This window comes from Ruegeria sp. BH8, assembly GCF_056538065.1.
Map to the genome: position 1 here is coordinate 1,291,330 of NZ_JBQFSP010000001.1, position 18,402 is coordinate 1,309,731.

An 18,402-nucleotide genomic window follows, 5' to 3' on the forward strand; every position below is an offset into this window, starting at 1 on the left:
ACTTACATCCGCGACGCGACGTTTTCCCAGTTCACCAGATTGTCGAGGAAGTTCGACAGATAAGCCGGACGTTTGTTGCGGAAGTCGATGTAGTATGAGTGTTCCCAAACGTCACAACCCAGCAGCGCAGTCTGACCAAAGCACAGCGGATTCACGCCGTTTTCGGTCTTTGTCACGGCCAGCGAACCATCCGCGTTCTTGACCAGCCACGCCCAGCCCGAGCCGAACTGACCGGCACCAGCGGCGCTGAACTGCGATTTGAATTCGTCGACCGAACCAAAGCTTTCGGTCAGAGCTTTCTCAAGCTCACCGGGCATGGCGTTGTCGCCGGGGCCCATCATTTCCCAGAACTGGTTGTGGTTCCACAGCTGGCTGATGTTGTTGAAGATACCGTTCTGCGCGACGGCATTTGCGTCGTAGGTGCCAACGATGATCTCTTCCAGCGACTTGCCGTCCCATTCGGTGCCGGCGATCAGTTTATTGCCATTGTCGACATAGGCTTTGTGGTGCAGATCGTGGTGATATTCCAGTGTTTCCGCGGACATACCCTTGGCTGCCAGCGCGTCATGTGCATAAGGAAGATCAGGAAGTTCAAAAGCCATGTCGGCCCCCTGTATAAATTTGAGTTGCGGTTCCCAAGGTTAAATGCTTTGGCAGCCGCCGCAGGTCAAGGGCCGAGACAAGAAAACCCGGAGGCAGGCGATGCTGACACAGGCGCGCAAGATGTTCTACCGCGCCCGCGGTTACTATGCGGGCAACCTGAACGGTGAGCCGTTTCGTCTGGACCCTTATCACTCAAAGTTCTGGCGCAAAGCCTCCACAGGCCAGTGGGAGCCTGAAACCTTTGCCGTGATGGACCGGTATCTTTCGCCTGAAAGCGATTACCTGGATATCGGCGCATGGATCGGGCCCACAGTTCTTTATGGTGCGCGCAAGGCACGCCATGTCTGGTGCTTTGAGCCAGATCCTTCGGCCTATCGATTTCTGGCGTGGAATCTGGACCTGAACCAGATCAGGAATGTCTCAGCCTTCGGGGTCGCTTTGTCTGACAAGTTCGGCGTGGCCCGCATGGCGTCGGTCTGGGGTGAGCCCGGGGATTCGACCACATCCCTGCTGCACAATGAAGCCCATGGGAATGACGCGCTGACGATTACATGGGAGCAGTTCCAGTCGACCTGTGATCTGTCGAAGGTTTCACTGGTCAAAATGGACATTGAAGGGGCGGAGTTTTTTGTACTTCCCACGCTAATACCCTGGCTCAAACAGCATCGTCCCCCATTGCTGCTGTCAACACATGCGCCACTACTGAATGAGGAAGACCGAGCCGACAGAATGAAGCATCTGGCCGACCTATTGTCGTTTTACGATACATGCCAGCGGGAAGGTGCTGCGTCAGATCACTCGATGACGGATGAGGGTGCCTTGACCCGCTTCCAGACCTATCTTTTCACGTCCTAGTACGATCAGAAACAGCTGTCTGCGGATTGGGAAGAACGCGCGAAACGCTCCCCCCTTCCGCGATCCGAATATCAGTATAGCGTGTGGGTATTGACCGCTTTGCAGCGTCCGACACCGCTTGGCCGGTTAGTTACATTCGCCTGCGGAAAACGCGCAATCATCTCGAACTCATTCGTTTGCGGGTTCATCATTGCGGTGTAGGACACACGCACTTGACCGCCCGAGTTCGCCATGAGGCTGACCCGCCAATTCATCTGGTATTCACCGCGTCGGTTGACCTTGAACTTGGTGTCCTTGGGTTGCTGTTCGTTCCTACCCGCCGATCTGTTGTCTTCGCCGATCACCCAATCATAAGCCCGAGCACGCTTGTTTTCAGCATCAACACTCAGCCAAACCTCGGGCGGGATCCACCCCCGAGCTTCCATACTATGAAGCTCACACATATAGTTCGCAACTTCGGCTTGCGCGGCAGCGGCCAATACAGAAAAACCAATAGCAAGAAATTTTCTTTTCATTTTCAGCACCTTTTTGTCAACTGGATGGTGTGGGTATCTGTTTGCATTTTCCTCGGGCAAAACCATCTCGCGGCAGGTACGCACTGTGTGAGGTTGATCGTGTGGTCGCCTTCAAAGTTCGGCGGTCCAGAAACACTGTGAACTCGTGATTGAGTAGATCGATCGCGTCAATACGCGACTCGTTCGACGCGTAGCTTCTGCCAGTCGCAGAATAGACATAGTCTCGACCGACCCAGGCAACCGACAAGTTTCGAATACTGTCGCGCTTGACCCTGGCTGGTCCTGGCTGTGTATCGATATCTGGCATCTCGATCTCATGGATATAGGCGGAACGACCATATTCATCGACCGAAAACACAAGGAATTCGGGAGTCGGTTTGTTGACAAGGCCATGGCCAAACTTGCACTCATACGTCTCTGTAAAGGTTTGAGAAGCTGAAACAACAGGTGTGGACAACAGTCCAAGCGTCAATGCAAATGCTATCTTTTTCAAAGTATTACTCCGCTCTTTCCTTACCTTTGGAATGGTATCTCAACGCAGATCCCGTTTGCGTTTCCGTCATGTGAAGATTGTACATCCGAATTCGAGCTGGCTATTGCCTTCATTGTTTCGCGATTCAGGAAAATCGAAAACTCTTGGCGCCCTAAATCAAGAACCATCCTGCGAGGGTCACCGCTTCTGGTTCGTCTGCCAGTTCGTGAAAACGTATAGGCGTCGCCCGGCCAACTGATCGAAAGTACCCGAAAGCTGTTTCTGTTGATAGAAGCCGATCTTTTCGGCGTGTCTATACCCCGCATTTCAACTTCGTGGAGCAACGCCTGGCGCCCGTACACGTCAACTGAAAAAACAACGCGGGTCGGAGTTGGCCGATTTGCCAGGCCTTTGGCAAAAACACACTCAAATGTCTCTGAATAAGTCTCGGCTATGGCCACATTAGGTATAGTTGAAATAGCAATTAAGCCGCTTGCGATTAGTCTAAAGAAATTCATAATAAAGTTCTTATTTTTCAGCCTTTTGGTGATCGTTAGCCCAATCACACCGCTCCCGCAACAGGAGAAATCGCGCAACGAAATTCTCGACAGACCCTGTTGTGTGTCCCACACTCAAATCGCTTTGCAGCAGCACAAAATTCGATGGCCGCCTGTCCAGGACGAGGCGGCCATCGAATAAAACGTCAGATGTGTAGACAGGTCAGTAAACGCCAACCTCACTGCCCGGTTGCGCCGCAACCTTCAGCAGTTTGAAAACGTAATCCGCAGCCGAACGGAAGCAGACCACGCGGAAAGTTTCGGCATCGTCCATCCAGAACGCACCTGCCACTTGCGCCAGGCGCGAACGGCGGATTTGGCCGAGTTGGAAGGCCTCGGCCGACAGATCAACCGGAGCGACTTTGCCCAACACTTCTCGTGCGCTGGCGCCTGATATTGTGAAGACCGCGCGGGCATCCGAGACGTTGACGGCCAGTGCGTGAGTTTTTCCCAAAGCTTTGATAATTGCGGCCAGTTTGGCCTCGACCTCGGCATAAGGGACCAGCACCAGCAGCTCGTCCGGTGACATCCAGCATACGCCGGTATCTCCGCTGACCAGCGCCTCGCGCTGACCGGGTACGTTCTGCCCAGTCGCGTCCTTGACGGCCTTGGCGAGGCTTTTGTCGGACAAGTCACCGCGCAGGGTGATCATGCCTTGCAGGCCACATTCCCTGACATTAGCGATGCCATCATAGCTGGCGTGGTTCAATGCGCTGATAGGTTCAGACATTCTGCTTCTCCCCGTCCTTATCGAAGAAGATCGGGTCCACGATCTTGGCTTTGTAGGTTTTGCCGTCGGTGCCCGGGAACTCGACCACGTCGCCCATCCGGTCCGGGCCGTGCTTGATCAGGCCCATAGCGATCCCTTTACCGAGGTTGGCCGAGTAATAGGTCGAGGTGACCCGCCCGATCATATTGCGCTGACCATTGGCATTCACACCCTCGCCCACTGCATATGCGCCATCAGGCAGAACAGAACCATCCACAGTCTCAAGCCCAACCAGTTTCCAGCGCTCGGGGTCCGCCATATGGCTGCGCAAATGGGCGCGTTTACCGAGGTAGTCCTCTTTCTTTTTCGACAGCGCCCAGTGCAGCCCAAGATCCTGCGGGATCACGGTGCCGTCGGTCTCGTCGCCGATCATGATAAAGCCCTTCTCGGCCCGAAGAATGTGCAGACATTCTGTGCCATAAGGCATCACACCGAATTCCTTGCCTGCTTCCATCAGGGCATCCCAGAACGCCTGACCCTGCGAGGCGGGAACGGCGATCTCGTAGGACAACTCGCCCGAGAACGAGATGCGATAGGCGCGGCAGTCGAACGCGCCGATCTTGCCATCGCGCCATTCCATGAAGGGCAGCGCCTCGCGGCTGACATCCATGCCGCCCAGCTTTTCAAGAACCTTACGGGCATTGGGGCCGACTACAGCGACCTGAGCATATTGCTCGGTCACGTTGGCGACATAGACTTTCCAGTCCCACCATTCGGTTTGTAGCCATTCTTCCATGTGACCATGGATACGCTCGGCACCGCCGGTGGTGGTGTGGCACAGCCATGTGTCCTCATCGATGCGTGCGACCACGCCGTCGTCGATCAGAAAGCCGTTTTCCGAGCACATCAGGCCATAGCGGCATTTTCCGACCTTCAGCGTGGACATCATGTTGGTGTACAACATGTCCAGAAACTTGCCAGCGTCGGGGCCTTTGACGATCAGCTTGCCCAGCGTCGAGGCGTCCAGCAGGCCAAGGTTTTCGCGGGTGTTCTTCACCTCACGGTTCACGGCGTCATGCACGGATTCACCAGGACGGACATAGGCGTAGGTCCGGCGCCAGTGGCCGACCGGCTCCCAGTCCGCGCCGTTCTTGTCGTGCCAGTTGTGCATTGGGGTCTGACGGATCGGCTGGAACACTTCACCCCGCGCTTCACCGCCGATCGCGCCCATCGAGATGGGTGTATAAGGCGGGCGGAAGGTCGTGGTGCCGACCTTCGGGATTTCGGACTCCAACGCATCAGCGAGGATCGCCAAGCCATTGATGTTGCTCAACTTACCCTGATCCGTCGCCATACCAAGTGTGGTGTAACGCTTGGTGTGCTCAACGCTCTCATAGCCCTCGCGCGCAGCCAGTTGGACGTCCGAGACTTTGACGTCATTCTGGAAGTCGAGCCAGGATTTCATGCGCAGCTGGATTTCTGCGTTTGCTGGCATCAGCCAGACAGCCTCCATAGGAGCTTCTGCAGTGGTTTCGCCAACCGGAGCCTTGATGTTTTTGGGCTTAAATCCGGCCGCCTTGGCTGCTGCTTTTCCTACAGTGTGGGCGTCAGTCAGAACATCGCCCAGCGCCAACGCGCCATTCGATGCCCCGGCGGCCAGAACAAAACCTTCGCCATTTGCGCCCAGCGGCGGGCGCGAGGGATCGGGGCGGAAAAAGGCATTCGCGTCATCCCAGGTCAGCTTGCCACCGCAATGAGACCACATATGAACGACCGGCGACCAGCCGCCCGACATGGCCACTGCATCTGCTTCAACCTCTTCACGAGCGCCTCCAACACCTTCCTGGTTGCAGATGGCGACTTTTTTGACGCGCTTGCCGCCCTTGACCTTGGCAATGGCCTTGCCCGGATCAACGCGGATACCCAACTGGCGGGCTTCCTCTGCCAAAGGTCCAGCCGTTGCCCGTGCGTCAACAATACGCAAAACATCCACACCCGCTTGCTTCAGCGTAATCGCGGTGCGATAGGCGTCGTCATTGTTGGTGGCGACGATGACACGTTCGCCCGAGGTGACACCCCAGTTCACGGCATAATCGCGCATGGCCGAAGCCAGCATCACACCCGGAACATCGTTACCTGCAAAGGACAACGGGCGTTCAATTGCGCCGGTTGCAGTCACAATTTGCTTGGCGCGGATACGCCAGAGGCGGTGGCGCGGGCCTTGCACGCCCGGCGTGTGGTCTGTCAGGCGTTCATAACCCAGAACGTAACCATGGTCATAAACACCCGCGCCCATGCAGCGAGAGCGCATGGTGACGTTGTCCATTGTTTCGAGTTCGGAAACCAATTGCTCCACGAACTTATCCACAGGCTCATCATTGACTGTGCCGCCGTCAACCGGAGCGCGACCGCCCCAATGTGCGCTCTGCTCAATCAGCAGAACCTTGGCACCCGAAGCTGCCGCCGCCTTTGCCGACTGTAGGCCAGCCACACCGCCACCGATGACCAGAACATCGGTGAAGGCATAGAAGTGCTCATAGGTATCGGCATCGCGGCTGTCCTTGTCGGGCGCTTTGCCCAGACCGGCAGACTGACGGATGAACGGCTCGTAGACGTGCTTCCAGAACGGTTTGGGGTGGATGAACGTCTTGTAGTAGAAGCCAGCCGGCAGGAACCGGGCGAATGCCGTATTCACCGCGCCGATGTCGTGTTCAAGGCTTGGCCAATGGTTTTGCGAAATCGCAGTCAGGCCGTTGAACAGCTCGGTCGTGGTGGCGCGCTGGTTCGGTTCAAACCGGTTGCCCTGCCCCAGCCCGACCAGAGCGTTTGGTTCTTCCGCACCGCTGGCGACAACGCCGCGGGGGCGGTGGTATTTGAACGACCGGCCCATCATCATCTGATCGTTGGCCAGCAGCGCCGAGGCAAGCGTGTCGCCCTCATAGCCCTGCATCGACGTGCCGTTGAAGGTAAACGTGACCTTTTTCGACCGGTCAATCAGCCGGCCTTGTTTTGCGAGACGGGTGCTCATTGTGCGGACCTTTCGCGGGTGGAGGCGTCGGAGCCTCCGGCGGGAGTATTTGTGAAAAGATGAAGCATCAGGAGAACTCTCTCCAGGTCCATCCAGGGCGCTTTGCGGCGATGGCCTCTTTGATGTCCTGCGGTGGCTCGGAGGTCTGAGCCGTGTAAGTGCCGAACACTTCTAGCGTGCTTGTGCAGCGCGCCGCGTGAAACCACTTGCCACAGCCATTGGCATGGCGCCAACGTTCAAAGTGCACGCCTTTGGGGTTTTCGCGCATGAACAGGTAGTCGTGGAACTCGTCATCCGACGAGCCGGGACCAAAACGCTTCAGATGCGCCTCGCCACCGGCGGCCAGTTCTGTTTCTTCGGCATCAACGCCGCAGTAAGGGCAATTCAGGATCAGCATGTTGTCATCCTTTTGGCGGTTGGTTGGCGCAGCGGCCAACCAGAATTCTGTTTCTTGGCAACCTCGGACCCACCTTCAGTGGGCCACCCCGGCGGCCACGCTTTCGTCGATGAAGCGGCCTTCCTTGAAGCGGTCCAGCGAGAAGGCCTCGGTCAAAGGTGAATGACCTGTGGCCATCAGCTGCGCCATGCCCCAGCCCGAGCCCGGGATTGCCTTAAAGCCGCCGGTGCCCCAGCCCCCATTGATAAAGCAGCCCTGCAGCGGAGTTTTCGACAGGATAGGCGAGCGGTCACCGGTCATGTCCACAATCCCACCCCACTGGCGCAGCATCTTCAGGCGCGAGATCATCGGGAAGGTTTCGACCAAGGCGCGGACGGTTTCCTCGATATGATGGAAGCTGCCACGTTGGGTGAAGTTGTTGAACCCGTCGGTACCACCACCGATCACCATCTCACCCTTGTCAGACTGCGACATGTAGCCGTGAACGGTGTTGGCCATCACGACCACGTCCATGCAGGGTTTGATGGGTTCGGATACCAGTGCCTGCAATGCGACGGCCTCCAGCGGGAGACGGAAACCAGCCATCTCGGCCAGTTGACCGGAGTGGCCCGCAACGACGATACCCAGCTTGTCACAATCGATGGCACCCTTGGTGGTGTCTACACCGACGACACGGCCATCCTGCGATCGGACACCCGTGACCTCGCATTGTTGGATGATATCCATACCCATCGCTGAACAGGCGCGCGCATAGCCCCACGCGACGGCATCATGACGGGCGGTACCACCGCGTTCCTGCCAGAGCCCACCCAGAACCGGATAACGGGGGCCGTCCAGATTGATAATAGGTACCAGTTCCTTGACACGTTCAGGCCCGATCCATTCAGTCTTCACACCTTGAAGGGCGTTTGCATGGGCCGTGCGCTGATAGCCGCGAATTTCATGCTGGGTCTGCGCCAGCATGATCACACCACGCGGGCTGAACATGATGTTGTAGTTCAGATCCTGGCTCAGGTCCTCATAAAGGCCGCGTGCTTTCTCGTAGATCGCAGCCGAAGGATCCTGCAGGTAGTTTGAGCGGATGATCGTTGTGTTTCGACCCGTGTTACCACCACCCAGCCAGCCTTTTTCGATCACCGCGACATTCTGAATGCCGTAGTTCTTGCCAAGGTAATACGCGGTCGCAAGACCATGCCCGCCAGCACCGATGATGATGACGTCATAACGTTTCTTTGGCTCGGGCGAACGCCAGGCGCGTTCCCATCCGGTGTGATAGCGCAGGGCCTCCCGCGCGACAGCAAAGGCTGAGTAGTGTTTCATAAGCGAATCCATCCGGTTCGGTGATTGCGCGCAGATATGCCGCGCGGCGACAGTTTAACCGCGCCGCGCAACGCCGCAATATCGCACTATTGCGACATGTCGTTCATTCGCGGCCATTTGTCCCTTTTGTCGGACGCCCCACAGGTCTAAGTCAGGGCAGTATCTTCGGAGGGGCCATGACGTTCTGGGTTCTGATTTTTCTTGTCGCGCTTCTGATTGCGGCATTTCTGAGCTTCACATTGCTGCGCAAACGCCGCGGGGATGAGCCTGCGGCGGCGTACGATCTGCGGGTGTATCGCGAACAGCTGACCGGTGTGGACCGGGATCTGGCGCGCGGCGTGATTGGTGAGGCAGATGCGGAACGGGTCCGCACCGAAATCTCCCGACGAATTCTTGCCGCTGACGAACAGATGAAAAAGGGTGGCTCGGGTGCCGGACCATCACGGACCGTCTCGATTGTGACAATCCCGGTTGTCATGCTGATCATCATCGGGGGCGCGATGGCGATGTATCATCGTATTGGTGCCGTCGGGTTGCCCGACATGCCCCTGACCGCGAGGCTGGAACTGGCCGAGGAGGTGCGCGCCAATCGTCCGTCCCAGAGCGCCGCAGAAGAACTGGCAACCCCACCTCAAGCGGCGCAGCTTGACGAAAATTACGCGTCCCTTCTCAAGCAGTTGCGAGAGACCGTTGCGGCCCGCCCGGATGATTTGCAGGGGCAGATGCTTTTGGCGCAGCATGAGACCAATTCAGGGAACTTCAAGGACGGATATTCCGCGCAACAAAGGGTGATCGAACTGTCGGGCGACGCAGCCACAGCCGAGCATTACGCGGATTTTGCCGAGATGATGATCCTGGCTGCGGGTGGATATGTGTCGCCCGAAGCTGAACAGGCCCTTGCCGAAGCTTTGAAACGCGATCCTCATCACGGTCCGGCCCGGTATTATTGGGGGCAAATGCTGGTTCAGACCGGACGACCAGACCTTGCCTACCGCATTTGGGTTGAAACGCTGAGGGAAGCCCCAACAGGCGCACCATGGGCAGGCGCGATCCGGGATCAGATAGATGAGTTGGCCTTTCGGGCAGGGGTTTTCAACGCACCGGACCTGAGCGCTCCGTCCGGCCCAAGTCGCGAAGACATGGCCGCAGCAGCGGAAATGAGCCCCGAGGAACGGCAGCAGATGATTCAGGGAATGGTGGATCAGTTGTCCGACCGCCTGGCGACAGAAGGCGGCGCGCCCGAGGAATGGGCTCGTTTGATCGCCGCACTGGGTGTTCTGGGTCAGGGCCAACGGGCCATGGATATCCACAATGAGGCGCTGGAGGTGTTTGCCGGAAACACCGAGGCGTTGCAGATCATTGATGCCGCAGCCCTGCAAGCCGGGATTGCGAAATGATCCACGACGTGTTCGAAGACTTCGCCAAGGCGCTGCCCCCGATGCAAGCGCTGATAGGGCTGGATCTGGGCGAAAAGACCATCGGTGTCGCAGTCTCCGACCGGATGCGGGGCGTGGCCAGCCCGTTGGAGACTGTAAGGCGCAAGAAATTCACACTCGATTCCGCCCGGTTGATTGAAATTGCTACGGATCGCGAGATTGGCGGCATTCTGTTGGGTCTTCCCAAAAACATGGACGGCACAGAGGGGCCGCGCTGCCAATCTACGCGGGCATTTGCGCGAAACCTGTCCCGTCTGACGGAATTACCTATCGGATTCTGGGATGAACGGCTGAGTACGGTTGCGGCAGAAAAAGCACTGCTTGAGGCGGATACGTCACGAAAACGTCGCGGACAGGTTATTGATCACGTTGCAGCAGGTTATATCTTGCAGGGAGCGCTGGACAGGCTGCGCTTTTTGTAACAGGTCGGAGACCGATTGATGACGAACATGGTTTGGAAGCGCAATGAGGTCGAAAGCCCTTGTGTCCAGATTTGTGTTGTCCATCCGGCCGAGCGTATCTGCACCGGATGTTACCGCACGATCGACGAGATCTCTCGCTGGTCCAGGATGGACAGTAGCGAACGCGCTGAAATCATGAACGACCTGCCGTCTCGTAAACCGCGGCTCAGCAAGCGGCGCGGCGGGCGTGCCGCTCGTATGAATGGCTCCTGACCGATCAGCGTAGACGTTTTGATGACATTTCTGCCGGCTGTGCAGCGCTTTTCGGGATAGGCGCGTTCGGCGCGGTGCCCCGCAATTCTTTCTGAAACAGAAGCGCAATCTCGGATTGGCTGGTTTTGGACCGCCGATCATCATTGCGCGCGCATTCCGATTGCAGCACGTCAGCCGCACGTTTGGTCTTTCTGGTATTAGTGAGTCATCCGATCAAAGTCTTAAGTGGCATTGCGGACGTCCCGTTTCCAGTAACCGTGCCACTGCGGGTCGAGTTCGAGCTCCGAGGGGGTCTAGCTCTTGAACATTGAGGTTCAACGTGAGTGGTAACCCGCAGCGACAGGGTGTGGCTAAAGGTATTTCCCGTCACAAGTAGGGGGAAAACACGCGGCCTTTGATCGTTTTTGACGCTTCAATCAAGAAAAACTCTCAAAAGCACATAATTTCCTAACGTCACTTTTCGACCCGACTTTGCCGAGACTGGGAAAGCTGGGGCCGAAGCTGCGGGAAACCCGCCGTCAGCAGTCGAATCATGCCTGACATCGCACGACCGGATTTGAGGCTGCATCACGAACCTTGACCGATTGGGTATTGCCTGCTCAGGCGTTTCACAGTCGAGGGTTTTATCCGGCGGCAAGCCAAGCCCTGGCGTTGTCGTATTCTTCAGACGGGAAAAACTGAGTCCGGGTTCCTAACACATGGCTGGCGACCTTCTGCGCCATGCGCTGCCAGCTTTTGTCCCCAACGATGGCAGCTCGGTCCAGTTGTCCGATATGTCGGCTGGCCAACCGGAAATGCGCCGCAAGCGCTGACAGCCCTTGCCAGCCATCAAATTCCCTGAGGTCTATCAGCAGGCGAAAGCCTGGCCGGTCCTGCAAAAGCGAATCCAAATCACGTTCTGCCTGTTTGTACCTTTCAGGGTCCAGCTTTCCCAAAAGGCTGATCTGAACACATGGGCCGCTCAGGTCAGTCACGTGGATCGATCCCAGGGACTCACGCATCCAGCGTCGGGCCGCCTCAAGCTCGGTCAGATCGAACACCTGAACCGGACAGGGCAGAATGGGGGCCGCCAGACGAACGCTTGTCTGCACCCAGCCCTGATCCGCCACAACAGCGATCCGGTCGAACCCGCGCCAATGGCTTAACCCCAGCTTGGTGTCAGACCAGGCCGCGCCCAGATCGTACCCCTGAAATTCCGGTTGTATTATCGCCAGTAACCTAACCGTGTCATGTTCGGTTAGCGCAGCCTCGATCGCGGGTACCAGAGTATTGGCGTAATCGGCGCTGGTCACTTGCCCCGACAACTCGACTTCTATGAGTGCACCGTCAGAATTCGTATGAACCGTCATCATCGGTCAAAACCTCCAAAGCCAAATAATGACAGGACGTTAGGCGGATTCGATCCATTCGGCTACTCCACCGGAGCATTCGGGGCGGAAATAGGCGATCATTCGACCATCCTGCCCCGCCGTCGCCCCTGCGGCCCAGGGAGCAACCCCGTGCAGGCAATGGCGGTGCAGCAGATAGGCCTCTCCCGGCTTTGCAGGCACCTCGATCCTTGGGCAGGTCGCAAACACCTCGCGACGGGCGGATTGGTAGATGTCGGTTATGTCAACTTCGTGCAGGACCTCAGGCGGTATCCCTTCAAGCGCCCGCCTGAACGCGGTCCGTAGAATGTCATGACTGCCGTCCCACACCACCATCGGAGACGCGTCTGCGCTGGCCTCGGTCAGTGGAATGCCCAGAATCCAGGCATGAGGTTCATCAACCCGGCGGCGGCGATCCGGCCCTGTTGGGCGCAAACCGTCCACATGGGCCGCATCCCTGTTTCGACGGTACCGGGTGGCCGCTTCATTCTCGCCCCGGCGCGGGCGCGGATAACCCGGATAAACGACAGAAACCTGCCCCTTGTGCAGCGGTAAATCTCCAAAGTGTTTGTCGATGAACGCCATGGCCTTTCCGGTCAGAGACCCGGACTGCCCGACCCTGCCCTTCGTGTCATTGGGCAGTGCGTCGACACCGATGAACCACGTCCCTTCGCAATCCAACCATTCCGCGTGGGCCGGGTCCGTTGTCGACGCCCGTGCGGCAGGCAAAGCGTGGTTCACCCATTCGGCCAGCACCGGATCATACGGGAATTTCACCCAGCCCCGGGCAGAAAAATCGCTCATAAGCCAACGGCCTTGCGCAGCATGTTCAGAGCGACCAGCGTCAGGAACACGGCGAAGACACGTTTCAACGGTTTTGGGTCCATTGCATGGGCCAGCTTTACCCCCCAGGGCGCGGTGATCATTGTCATTGCGACAACGATCCCGAAGGCCACAAGATTAACCGCGCCAATGGTCAACGGGGGGCGATGCTCGGGCGCGATATCCACAAACAAGAACCCAATGACCGACGGTACGGCGATGATCACCCCAAACCCGGCCGCGGTCGCGACCGCGCGGTGGATAGGGGTGTTATAGAGGCTCATCAGCGGCACACCGAAACTGCCGCCGCCGATGCCCATCAGAACGGAAAGAAACCCGACCAGCGGGGATAGGACGGCCCGTTTGATACCGCCGGGCATTGAGTCGCCCAACCGCCATTCTGCGCGACCCAACCCAAGATAGGCACCGATCACCATGCCCAGAATTCCGAACAGTGCCTGCAAAGCCTCGGTCCGCAGGGCCGATGCGACCAACACTCCGACAATTGCGCCGACGACAATACCCGGCCCCCAATCGCGCTGGATATCCCAGTCCACCGCACCCTTCTTGTTGTGGGCAAGAACTGACCGCATCGACGTTACAATGATCGTGGCCAGCGACGTCGCCAGACAGAGCTGCATCAGTTGCGGGCCGCCATAGCCAAGCGTTTGAAACGCATAGAAGAACGCGGGGACCAGAACGATACCGCCGCCCACTCCCAACAGCCCGGCAAGCACACCGGCCAGCGCGCCGATCACAAGCAAAAGGCCCATCATCTGGGCCAGCAAAATTGTCTCGGGCATCGTCCCCCCTTTTGCCGTCTAAACCTCGACCATCGGCGCTATGTGGTTCAGGGCCTGTAGCATGACTTCTGGCCCGGCCCCTTCATGCACGGCCCCTTCGGACAAGGCGCGCCTCCATGCCCGCGCACCGGGACGCCCCGCAAAGAGACCCAGCATATGCCGCGTGATCTGGTGCAAACGCCCGCCATTGGCAAGGTGCCCCTCAACATAGGGCACCATTTCTTGAACAACCGTCATCGGATCGCGAACGGTTCCAACGCCAAATATGCGCCGGTCAGCATCTGCCAGGATATCACCGGGTTGATGATAGGCCGCCCGACCGATCATGACACCGTCAAGACCCGCGTCCAGATGTGCTGCTGCTTCATCCAAGCTGGCGATACCACCATTGATCGATATATGCAGATCCGCAAACGCGGCTTTCATCCGATGCACAAGGTCATAATCAAGCGGTGGAACATCGCGGTTTTCCTTGGGGCTCAACCCCTGCAACCACGCCTTGCGCGCATGGATCGTTACTCTTTGACAACCTGCCGCACTGATCTGCTCAAGAAACGCAGGCAGAGCTTCTTCGGGCTCTTGATTATCCACACCGATGCGGCATTTGACCGTGACATCCACATTAACCGCGTCGCGCATTGCTGCGACGCATTCTGCAACCCGCGCCGGATCTTTCATCAGAACCGCCCCGAAAGTACCAGACTGCACCCTGTCCGACGGGCACCCACAGTTCAGATTGATCTCATCATATCCTGCATCAGCACCCAAACGCGCCGCTTGCGCCAGCTCCTCCGGATCGGACCCACCCAACTGCAAAGCCACGGGATGTTCCTGCGGTGAATGATCCAACAGATGCAGCGCCCCACCCCGAACAAGCGCCGGTGCGGTTACCATCTCGGTATACAGCAGGGTTTCCGAGCTAAGCAGCCGATGAAAATACCGACAGTGGCGGTCGGTCCAATCCATCATCGGCGCAATGCTCAGCGTGGCATGGTGTTGAATGTTATCTCTTCCACGTGCAGTCAACTCAACTATCCTCAAGAGTACGAAACCCGCAGCTATCATAGAAAAATCGTCGAAATAAGCCAATTTTCGAGGAGTGGTCAAAAGAAGCTGCTTTGCGGATTCAGGCGTCGCATCAAATCCGATCGCCGCGCTTTCAACACTGGGAAAATCTAACCACTCTCTGACTTGCCGCAGACAACACCATTGTGGAATATGTTCAATGGATTAACAGATACTCCCATGGTGTTTTCACTGCTGGAAATGCGAGACGCGAGCTTTGTCGGCAGGACCACTTTTGCACTCAACCAAAAACTATGTCGAGCAGCCACATCTGACCCAAAAATCAAAATTTGATCAAATTTGGTGACAAATCCGATCCATTGAAGTACATCACGGGGAAACAGAATTGACGGAGCCCCAAATGGACCTGAGCGCCCTGCACAGTTTTCGTGTGACTGCCTGTGACCTGAACGGTCAGATGCGGGGCAAGCGCGTGCCCCCTGAATATGCGAGCAAGCTGGAGAAAGGTGCAGTGCGAATGCCGTTCTCGGCGCTCAATGTCGATCTCTGGGGCGCGGACATCCACGGCAGCCCGCTGGTGTTTGAAACCGGCGATGCTGATGGCGTGCTGCGACCAACCGACCGGGGCCCGGTGCCTGTCCCCTGGCTTCCGAAAGAAACGGCGCTGGTTCCGATGAGCTTGTTTGACGATGCAGGCACTCCGTTTGCGGGTGATCCGCGTCACGCTCTGTCTGCCATTCTTGACCGATATGCCAAACGCGGTTGGTCGGTCGTCGCGGCGACCGAACTGGAATTCACACTCATCGATGCCTCGGGCGCGCAACCGCAACCTCCGTTGAACCCGATCACCGGGCGCCGCCTGCTGCACGAATCCGTTCTGTCGGTCGCTGAAATGGATGCGTTCGAGGATTTCTTTACAGACCTCTACGATGGCTGCGCCGCCATGGACATCCCCGCACAAACCGCCATCTCGGAAAGTGGCGTTGGCCAGTTCGAAATCAACCTGAATCATCAGGATGCCATGCGCTGCGCCGACGATACGTGGCTTTTCAAGGCGTTGACACGCGGCCTTGCGCGCAAACACGGGTTTGCCGCAACATTCATGTCAAAACCCTATGCCGATGATGCGGGCAATGGGATGCATGTGCACTTCTCAGTGCTGGACCAACGCGGTCGCAATGTGTTCGACAATGGCGGGCCTGAAGGGACCAGCATTCTGCATTCCGCTGTCGCGGGTTGTGTGGCGGCCATGCCAGGCAGCACGTTGATTTTTGCTCCGCATGGCAATTCATACACCCGGCTTGTACCGGGTGCGCATGCGCCGACCGGGGCCTGCTGGGCCTATGAGAACAGAACAGCCGCAATTCGCATCCCGGGCGGAGCACCAGCTGCGCGGCGCATCGAACACCGCGTCGCGGGTGGTGACATCAACCCTTACCTGATGCTGACCGCGGTATTGGGCGCAGCCCTTGTCGGGATCGAAGACGGCCTGCACCCCCCTGCCCCGATCACAGGCAATGCTTACGATATTGATGACCTGCCCCAACTGATGCCGGACTGGGCAACTGCAATTGACAAGTTTGAAACCGACCCCCTGGTCGCCCGACTTTTCTCGGCTGACCTGATCCAGTACCTGACCATGACCAAGCGACAGGAAGTTGAACGATTTGAACGCATCACTCCTGAAGATCACTGGCTGAGCTATCTCGAGGCGGTTTGACCCCCCTTGCCGCCTCATTCGGACTCAGCTAGAGTGAATTTGATCAAATTTGGTGACACATGAAAATCGGCATATTACAAACCGGCCACACACCAGATGCGTTGCATGGCGAATTCGGCGACTATGATGAGCTGTTTCCTGCACTTCTCGGTGGCAACGGATTCGAGTTCCAGACCTTCGCCGTGGTCGACGGCATATTCCCAAGCGGCGCGGATGACGCAGATGGCTGGGTCATAACCGGTTCGCGCCACGGCGCGTACGAAGACCTGCCGTGGATCGCCCCGCTGGAAGACTTGGTCAGAGAGATACAGCAAAGCGGAAAGCCACTGATCGGCGTATGCTTTGGGCATCAGATCATCGCGCAGGCACTGGGCGGCAAGGTCGAGAAGTTCAAGGGCGGATGGGCCGTCGGACGCACTGAATACGAGTTTGACGGCAACACAGTCTGGCTGAATGCCTGGCATCAGGATCAGGTTGTCGAGCTACCCGAAGGGGCGCGCGTTCTTGGTCAGAACGCATTTTGCGAAAACGCGATGCTGGCTTATGGAGACACGATCTGGACGGTTCAGGCCCACCCTGAATTCACCAATGGTTTTGTCGCGGGCCTGATGCGCACACGGGGAAAAGGCGTCGTCCCCGAAGACCTGATGCGCGAGGCCGCAAATCGCGAAACCGCCCCGGATGACAACGCCACAATCGCGCGCCATATGGCCGAGTTTTTAAAGAAAGAGAGAGCCTGATGGCTGATTGGACTGATAAACTGCCGGAAGCCGCCAAAGCCTATTTCCACGGACAGCGGCTGGACGAGGTTGAATGTATCATCTCGGACCTTCCCGGAATTGCACGTGGCAAGGCCGTGCCTGCCACGAAATTCGCCAAGCAATCCTATTTTCACCTGCCTGACAGCATATTCTTCCAGACCATCACGGGGGACTGGGGTGAAGCCGCAGGTGACGACGGGTTCATCGAAAAGGACATGATCCTGAAGCCCGACTATTCGACGGCTTCAGCCGCACCCTGGACAGGGGACTGGACGCTGCAAGTGATCCACGACGCCTATGACCGGGATGGTGATCCGATCCCTTATAGCCCCCGTAACGTGTTGAAACGCGTGGTCCAGCTGTATCACAACCGAGGCTGGAAACCGGTTGTTGCGCCAGAAATGGAGTTCTTTCTGGTCGCCCCCAACGTCGATCCCGCACAGGAAATCAAGCCGATGATGGGGCGTTCTGGCCGCCCAGCTGCGGCGCGGCAGGCGTATTCGATGACCGCGGTGGACGAGTTCGGCCCGGTCATCGACGATATCTATGACTTTGCCGAACATCAGGGGTTCGAAATCGATGGCATCACCCAGGAAGGCGGTGCGGGCCAGTTGGAGATCAACCTGCGCCACGGCAACCCGGTCAAACTTGCTGATGAGGTTTTCTACTTCAAACGCCTGATCCGCGAAGCGGCATTGCGGCATAATTGTTTTGCAACCTTCATGGCCAAACCGATCGAGGAAGAGCCGGGCTCGGCCATGCATATCCATCATTCAATTATCGACATGGAGACCGGCCAGAACATCTTTTCGGGCCCGCAGGGCGGCGAAACGGACGCGTTCTATCACTTCATTGCCGGGTTGCAGAACCATCTGCCCGCCGGTCTGGCCGTGATGGCACCTTATGTGAACTCGTATCGTCGTTACGTGAAAGACCACGCGGCGCCGATTAATCTGGAATGGGCTCGCGACAACCGCACTACAGGCATTCGCGTTCCTCTGTCCGGACCTGAATCGCGCCGTGTCGAAAACCGCATCGCCGGTATGGATTGCAACCCGTATCTGGGCATCGCCCTGTCGCTGGCGTGCGGCTATCTGGGTCTGGTCGAACAGGAGCGTCCGCGTCGTCAATTCTATGGTGACGCCTATGAAGGCGAAGGGGATATCCCTCAGGTCATGGGCGATGCACTGGATCTGTTTGACGAAGCCACCGCCCTGCACGAAATCCTTGGCCCCGAGTTTGCCCGTGTCTATGGCATCGTGAAACGGGCCGAGTATGAAGAATTTCTGCAGGTCATCTCTCCGTGGGAACGGGAACATCTGCTGATCAACGTCTGA

General features: G+C 57.6%; 17 protein-coding genes. 7 read left to right on the forward strand and 10 right to left on the reverse strand.

The features are described 5' to 3' along the window. Positions 1-2: 2 nt before the first annotated feature. Positions 3-602, reverse strand: coding sequence for a superoxide dismutase (locus ACR0AD_RS06395; protein WP_170704218.1), 600 nt, complete (start codon positions 600-602; stop codon positions 3-5). Between the two features lie 100 nt (positions 603-702). On the opposite strand from ACR0AD_RS06395, the gene ACR0AD_RS06400 reads away from it, so the two are divergent. Then, positions 703-1,458 (forward strand): FkbM family methyltransferase, encoded by a 756-nt coding sequence (locus ACR0AD_RS06400; RefSeq protein WP_480485227.1) that lies wholly within the window; start codon positions 703-705, stop codon positions 1,456-1,458. 71 nt (positions 1,459-1,529) lie between these two features. Here ACR0AD_RS06400 and ACR0AD_RS06405 read toward each other — a convergent pair whose 3' ends face one another. The 5 genes from ACR0AD_RS06405 to ACR0AD_RS06425 all read right to left on the reverse strand — a co-directional run bounded on the left by ACR0AD_RS06405 (position 1,530) and on the right by ACR0AD_RS06425 (position 8,456). Then, positions 1,530-2,033 (reverse strand): hypothetical protein, encoded by a 504-nt coding sequence (locus ACR0AD_RS06405; protein ID WP_480480301.1) that lies wholly within the window; start codon positions 2,031-2,033, stop codon positions 1,530-1,532. A gap of 1,132 nt (positions 2,034-3,165) precedes the next feature. Further along, a complete protein-coding gene (locus tag ACR0AD_RS06410; protein ID WP_480480299.1) occupies positions 3,166-3,732 on the reverse strand; it encodes a sarcosine oxidase subunit gamma in 567 nt (188 codons plus the stop codon). Then, entirely contained in the window at positions 3,725-6,739 is a 3,015-nt protein-coding gene (locus ACR0AD_RS06415) for a sarcosine oxidase subunit alpha family protein (protein WP_480485225.1), read from the reverse strand. Before ACR0AD_RS06415 ends, ACR0AD_RS06410 begins: the two co-directional genes overlap by 8 nt. 67 nt (positions 6,740-6,806) lie before the next feature. Then, the gene (locus ACR0AD_RS06420; RefSeq protein WP_480473438.1) at positions 6,807-7,136 is read right to left on the reverse strand and encodes a sarcosine oxidase subunit delta; all 330 of its coding nucleotides are present in this window, start codon (positions 7,134-7,136) and stop codon (positions 6,807-6,809) included. Between the two features lie 75 nt (positions 7,137-7,211). Continuing rightward, on the reverse strand, positions 7,212-8,456 hold the full coding sequence (locus tag ACR0AD_RS06425; protein ID WP_480480295.1) for a sarcosine oxidase subunit beta family protein: 1,245 nt from the start codon (positions 8,454-8,456) through the stop codon (positions 7,212-7,214). 176 nt (positions 8,457-8,632) lie between these two features. Here ACR0AD_RS06425 and ccmI point away from each other — a divergent pair, with 176 nt between their 5' ends. Genes ccmI through ACR0AD_RS06440 form a run of 3 tightly spaced genes read left to right on the forward strand, consistent with a single transcriptional unit; the run spans position 8,633 to position 10,566 of the window. Then, the gene (ccmI, locus tag ACR0AD_RS06430; protein ID WP_480485224.1) at positions 8,633-9,853 is read left to right on the forward strand and encodes a c-type cytochrome biogenesis protein CcmI; all 1,221 of its coding nucleotides are present in this window, start codon (positions 8,633-8,635) and stop codon (positions 9,851-9,853) included. Next, positions 9,850-10,314 carry a Holliday junction resolvase RuvX gene (gene ruvX, locus ACR0AD_RS06435; protein ID WP_267365234.1) on the forward strand — a complete coding sequence of 155 codons (465 nt, stop codon included), beginning with the start codon at positions 9,850-9,852 and terminating at the stop codon, positions 10,312-10,314. Before ccmI ends, ruvX begins: the two co-directional genes overlap by 4 nt. An 18-nt stretch (positions 10,315-10,332) precedes the next feature. After that, positions 10,333-10,566 carry a DUF1289 domain-containing protein gene (locus ACR0AD_RS06440; protein WP_209503450.1) on the forward strand — a complete coding sequence of 78 codons (234 nt, stop codon included), beginning with the start codon at positions 10,333-10,335 and terminating at the stop codon, positions 10,564-10,566. 623 nt (positions 10,567-11,189) lie between these two features. Here ACR0AD_RS06440 and ACR0AD_RS06445 read toward each other — a convergent pair. The 4 genes from ACR0AD_RS06445 to dusA are packed head-to-tail and all read right to left on the reverse strand — an operon-like array spanning position 11,190 to position 14,584. Further along, positions 11,190-11,918: a SpoIIAA family protein gene (locus ACR0AD_RS06445; RefSeq protein WP_480485222.1), complete on the reverse strand. Its 729-nt coding sequence runs from the start codon at positions 11,916-11,918 to the stop codon at positions 11,190-11,192. Between the two features lie 36 nt (positions 11,919-11,954). Continuing rightward, complete coding sequence (locus tag ACR0AD_RS06450) at positions 11,955-12,737, reverse strand: hypothetical protein (RefSeq protein WP_480485221.1); 783 nt, start codon at positions 12,735-12,737, stop codon at positions 11,955-11,957. Then, positions 12,734-13,558: a sulfite exporter TauE/SafE family protein gene (locus ACR0AD_RS06455; RefSeq protein WP_480480287.1), complete on the reverse strand. Its 825-nt coding sequence runs from the start codon at positions 13,556-13,558 to the stop codon at positions 12,734-12,736. Before ACR0AD_RS06455 ends, ACR0AD_RS06450 begins: the two co-directional genes overlap by 4 nt. Before the next feature lie 18 nt (positions 13,559-13,576). Next, the gene (gene dusA, locus ACR0AD_RS06460) at positions 13,577-14,584 is read right to left on the reverse strand and encodes a tRNA dihydrouridine(20/20a) synthase DusA (RefSeq protein WP_480485219.1); all 1,008 of its coding nucleotides are present in this window, start codon (positions 14,582-14,584) and stop codon (positions 13,577-13,579) included. A gap of 400 nt (positions 14,585-14,984) precedes the next feature. Here dusA and ACR0AD_RS06465 point away from each other — a divergent pair, with 400 nt between their 5' ends. Genes ACR0AD_RS06465 through ACR0AD_RS06475 form a run of 3 tightly spaced genes read left to right on the forward strand, consistent with a single transcriptional unit; the run spans position 14,985 to position 18,402 of the window. Beyond that, positions 14,985-16,304 (forward strand): glutamine synthetase family protein, encoded by a 1,320-nt coding sequence (locus ACR0AD_RS06465; RefSeq protein ID WP_480485217.1) that lies wholly within the window; start codon positions 14,985-14,987, stop codon positions 16,302-16,304. Between the two features lie 59 nt (positions 16,305-16,363). Further along, positions 16,364-17,044, forward strand: coding sequence for a type 1 glutamine amidotransferase (locus ACR0AD_RS06470; protein WP_480473448.1), 681 nt, complete (start codon positions 16,364-16,366; stop codon positions 17,042-17,044). Further along, the gene (locus ACR0AD_RS06475) at positions 17,044-18,402 is read left to right on the forward strand and encodes a glutamine synthetase family protein (RefSeq protein WP_209596891.1); all 1,359 of its coding nucleotides are present in this window, start codon (positions 17,044-17,046) and stop codon (positions 18,400-18,402) included. Before ACR0AD_RS06470 ends, ACR0AD_RS06475 begins: the two co-directional genes overlap by 1 nt.

Bases quoted from the DNA above. Each gene is read 5' to 3' on its own strand.
- ACR0AD_RS06470 (WP_480473448.1), top strand. From the start codon at position 16,364: ATGAAAATCGGCATATTACAAACCGGCCACACACCAGATGCGTTGCAT.
- ACR0AD_RS06410 (WP_480480299.1), bottom strand. From the start codon at position 3,732: ATGTCTGAACCTATCAGCGCATTGAACCACGCCAGCTATGATGGCATC.
- ACR0AD_RS06400 (WP_480485227.1), top strand. From the start codon at position 703: ATGCTGACACAGGCGCGCAAGATGTTCTACCGCGCCCGCGGTTACTAT.
- ACR0AD_RS06465 (WP_480485217.1), top strand. From the start codon at position 14,985: ATGGACCTGAGCGCCCTGCACAGTTTTCGTGTGACTGCCTGTGACCTG.
- ACR0AD_RS06455 (WP_480480287.1), bottom strand. From the start codon at position 13,558: ATGCCCGAGACAATTTTGCTGGCCCAGATGATGGGCCTTTTGCTTGTG.
- ccmI (WP_480485224.1), top strand. From the start codon at position 8,633: ATGACGTTCTGGGTTCTGATTTTTCTTGTCGCGCTTCTGATTGCGGCA.
- ACR0AD_RS06450 (WP_480485221.1), bottom strand. From the start codon at position 12,737: ATGAGCGATTTTTCTGCCCGGGGCTGGGTGAAATTCCCGTATGATCCG.
- ACR0AD_RS06445 (WP_480485222.1), bottom strand. From the start codon at position 11,918: ATGATGACGGTTCATACGAATTCTGACGGTGCACTCATAGAAGTCGAG.
- ACR0AD_RS06425 (WP_480480295.1), bottom strand. From the start codon at position 8,456: ATGAAACACTACTCAGCCTTTGCTGTCGCGCGGGAGGCCCTGCGCTAT.
- ACR0AD_RS06440 (WP_209503450.1), top strand. From the start codon at position 10,333: ATGACGAACATGGTTTGGAAGCGCAATGAGGTCGAAAGCCCTTGTGTC.
- ACR0AD_RS06420 (WP_480473438.1), bottom strand. From the start codon at position 7,136: ATGCTGATCCTGAATTGCCCTTACTGCGGCGTTGATGCCGAAGAAACA.
- ACR0AD_RS06415 (WP_480485225.1), bottom strand. From the start codon at position 6,739: ATGAGCACCCGTCTCGCAAAACAAGGCCGGCTGATTGACCGGTCGAAA.
- ruvX (WP_267365234.1), top strand. From the start codon at position 9,850: ATGATCCACGACGTGTTCGAAGACTTCGCCAAGGCGCTGCCCCCGATG.
- ACR0AD_RS06475 (WP_209596891.1), top strand. From the start codon at position 17,044: ATGGCTGATTGGACTGATAAACTGCCGGAAGCCGCCAAAGCCTATTTC.
- ACR0AD_RS06395 (WP_170704218.1), bottom strand. From the start codon at position 602: ATGGCTTTTGAACTTCCTGATCTTCCTTATGCACATGACGCGCTGGCA.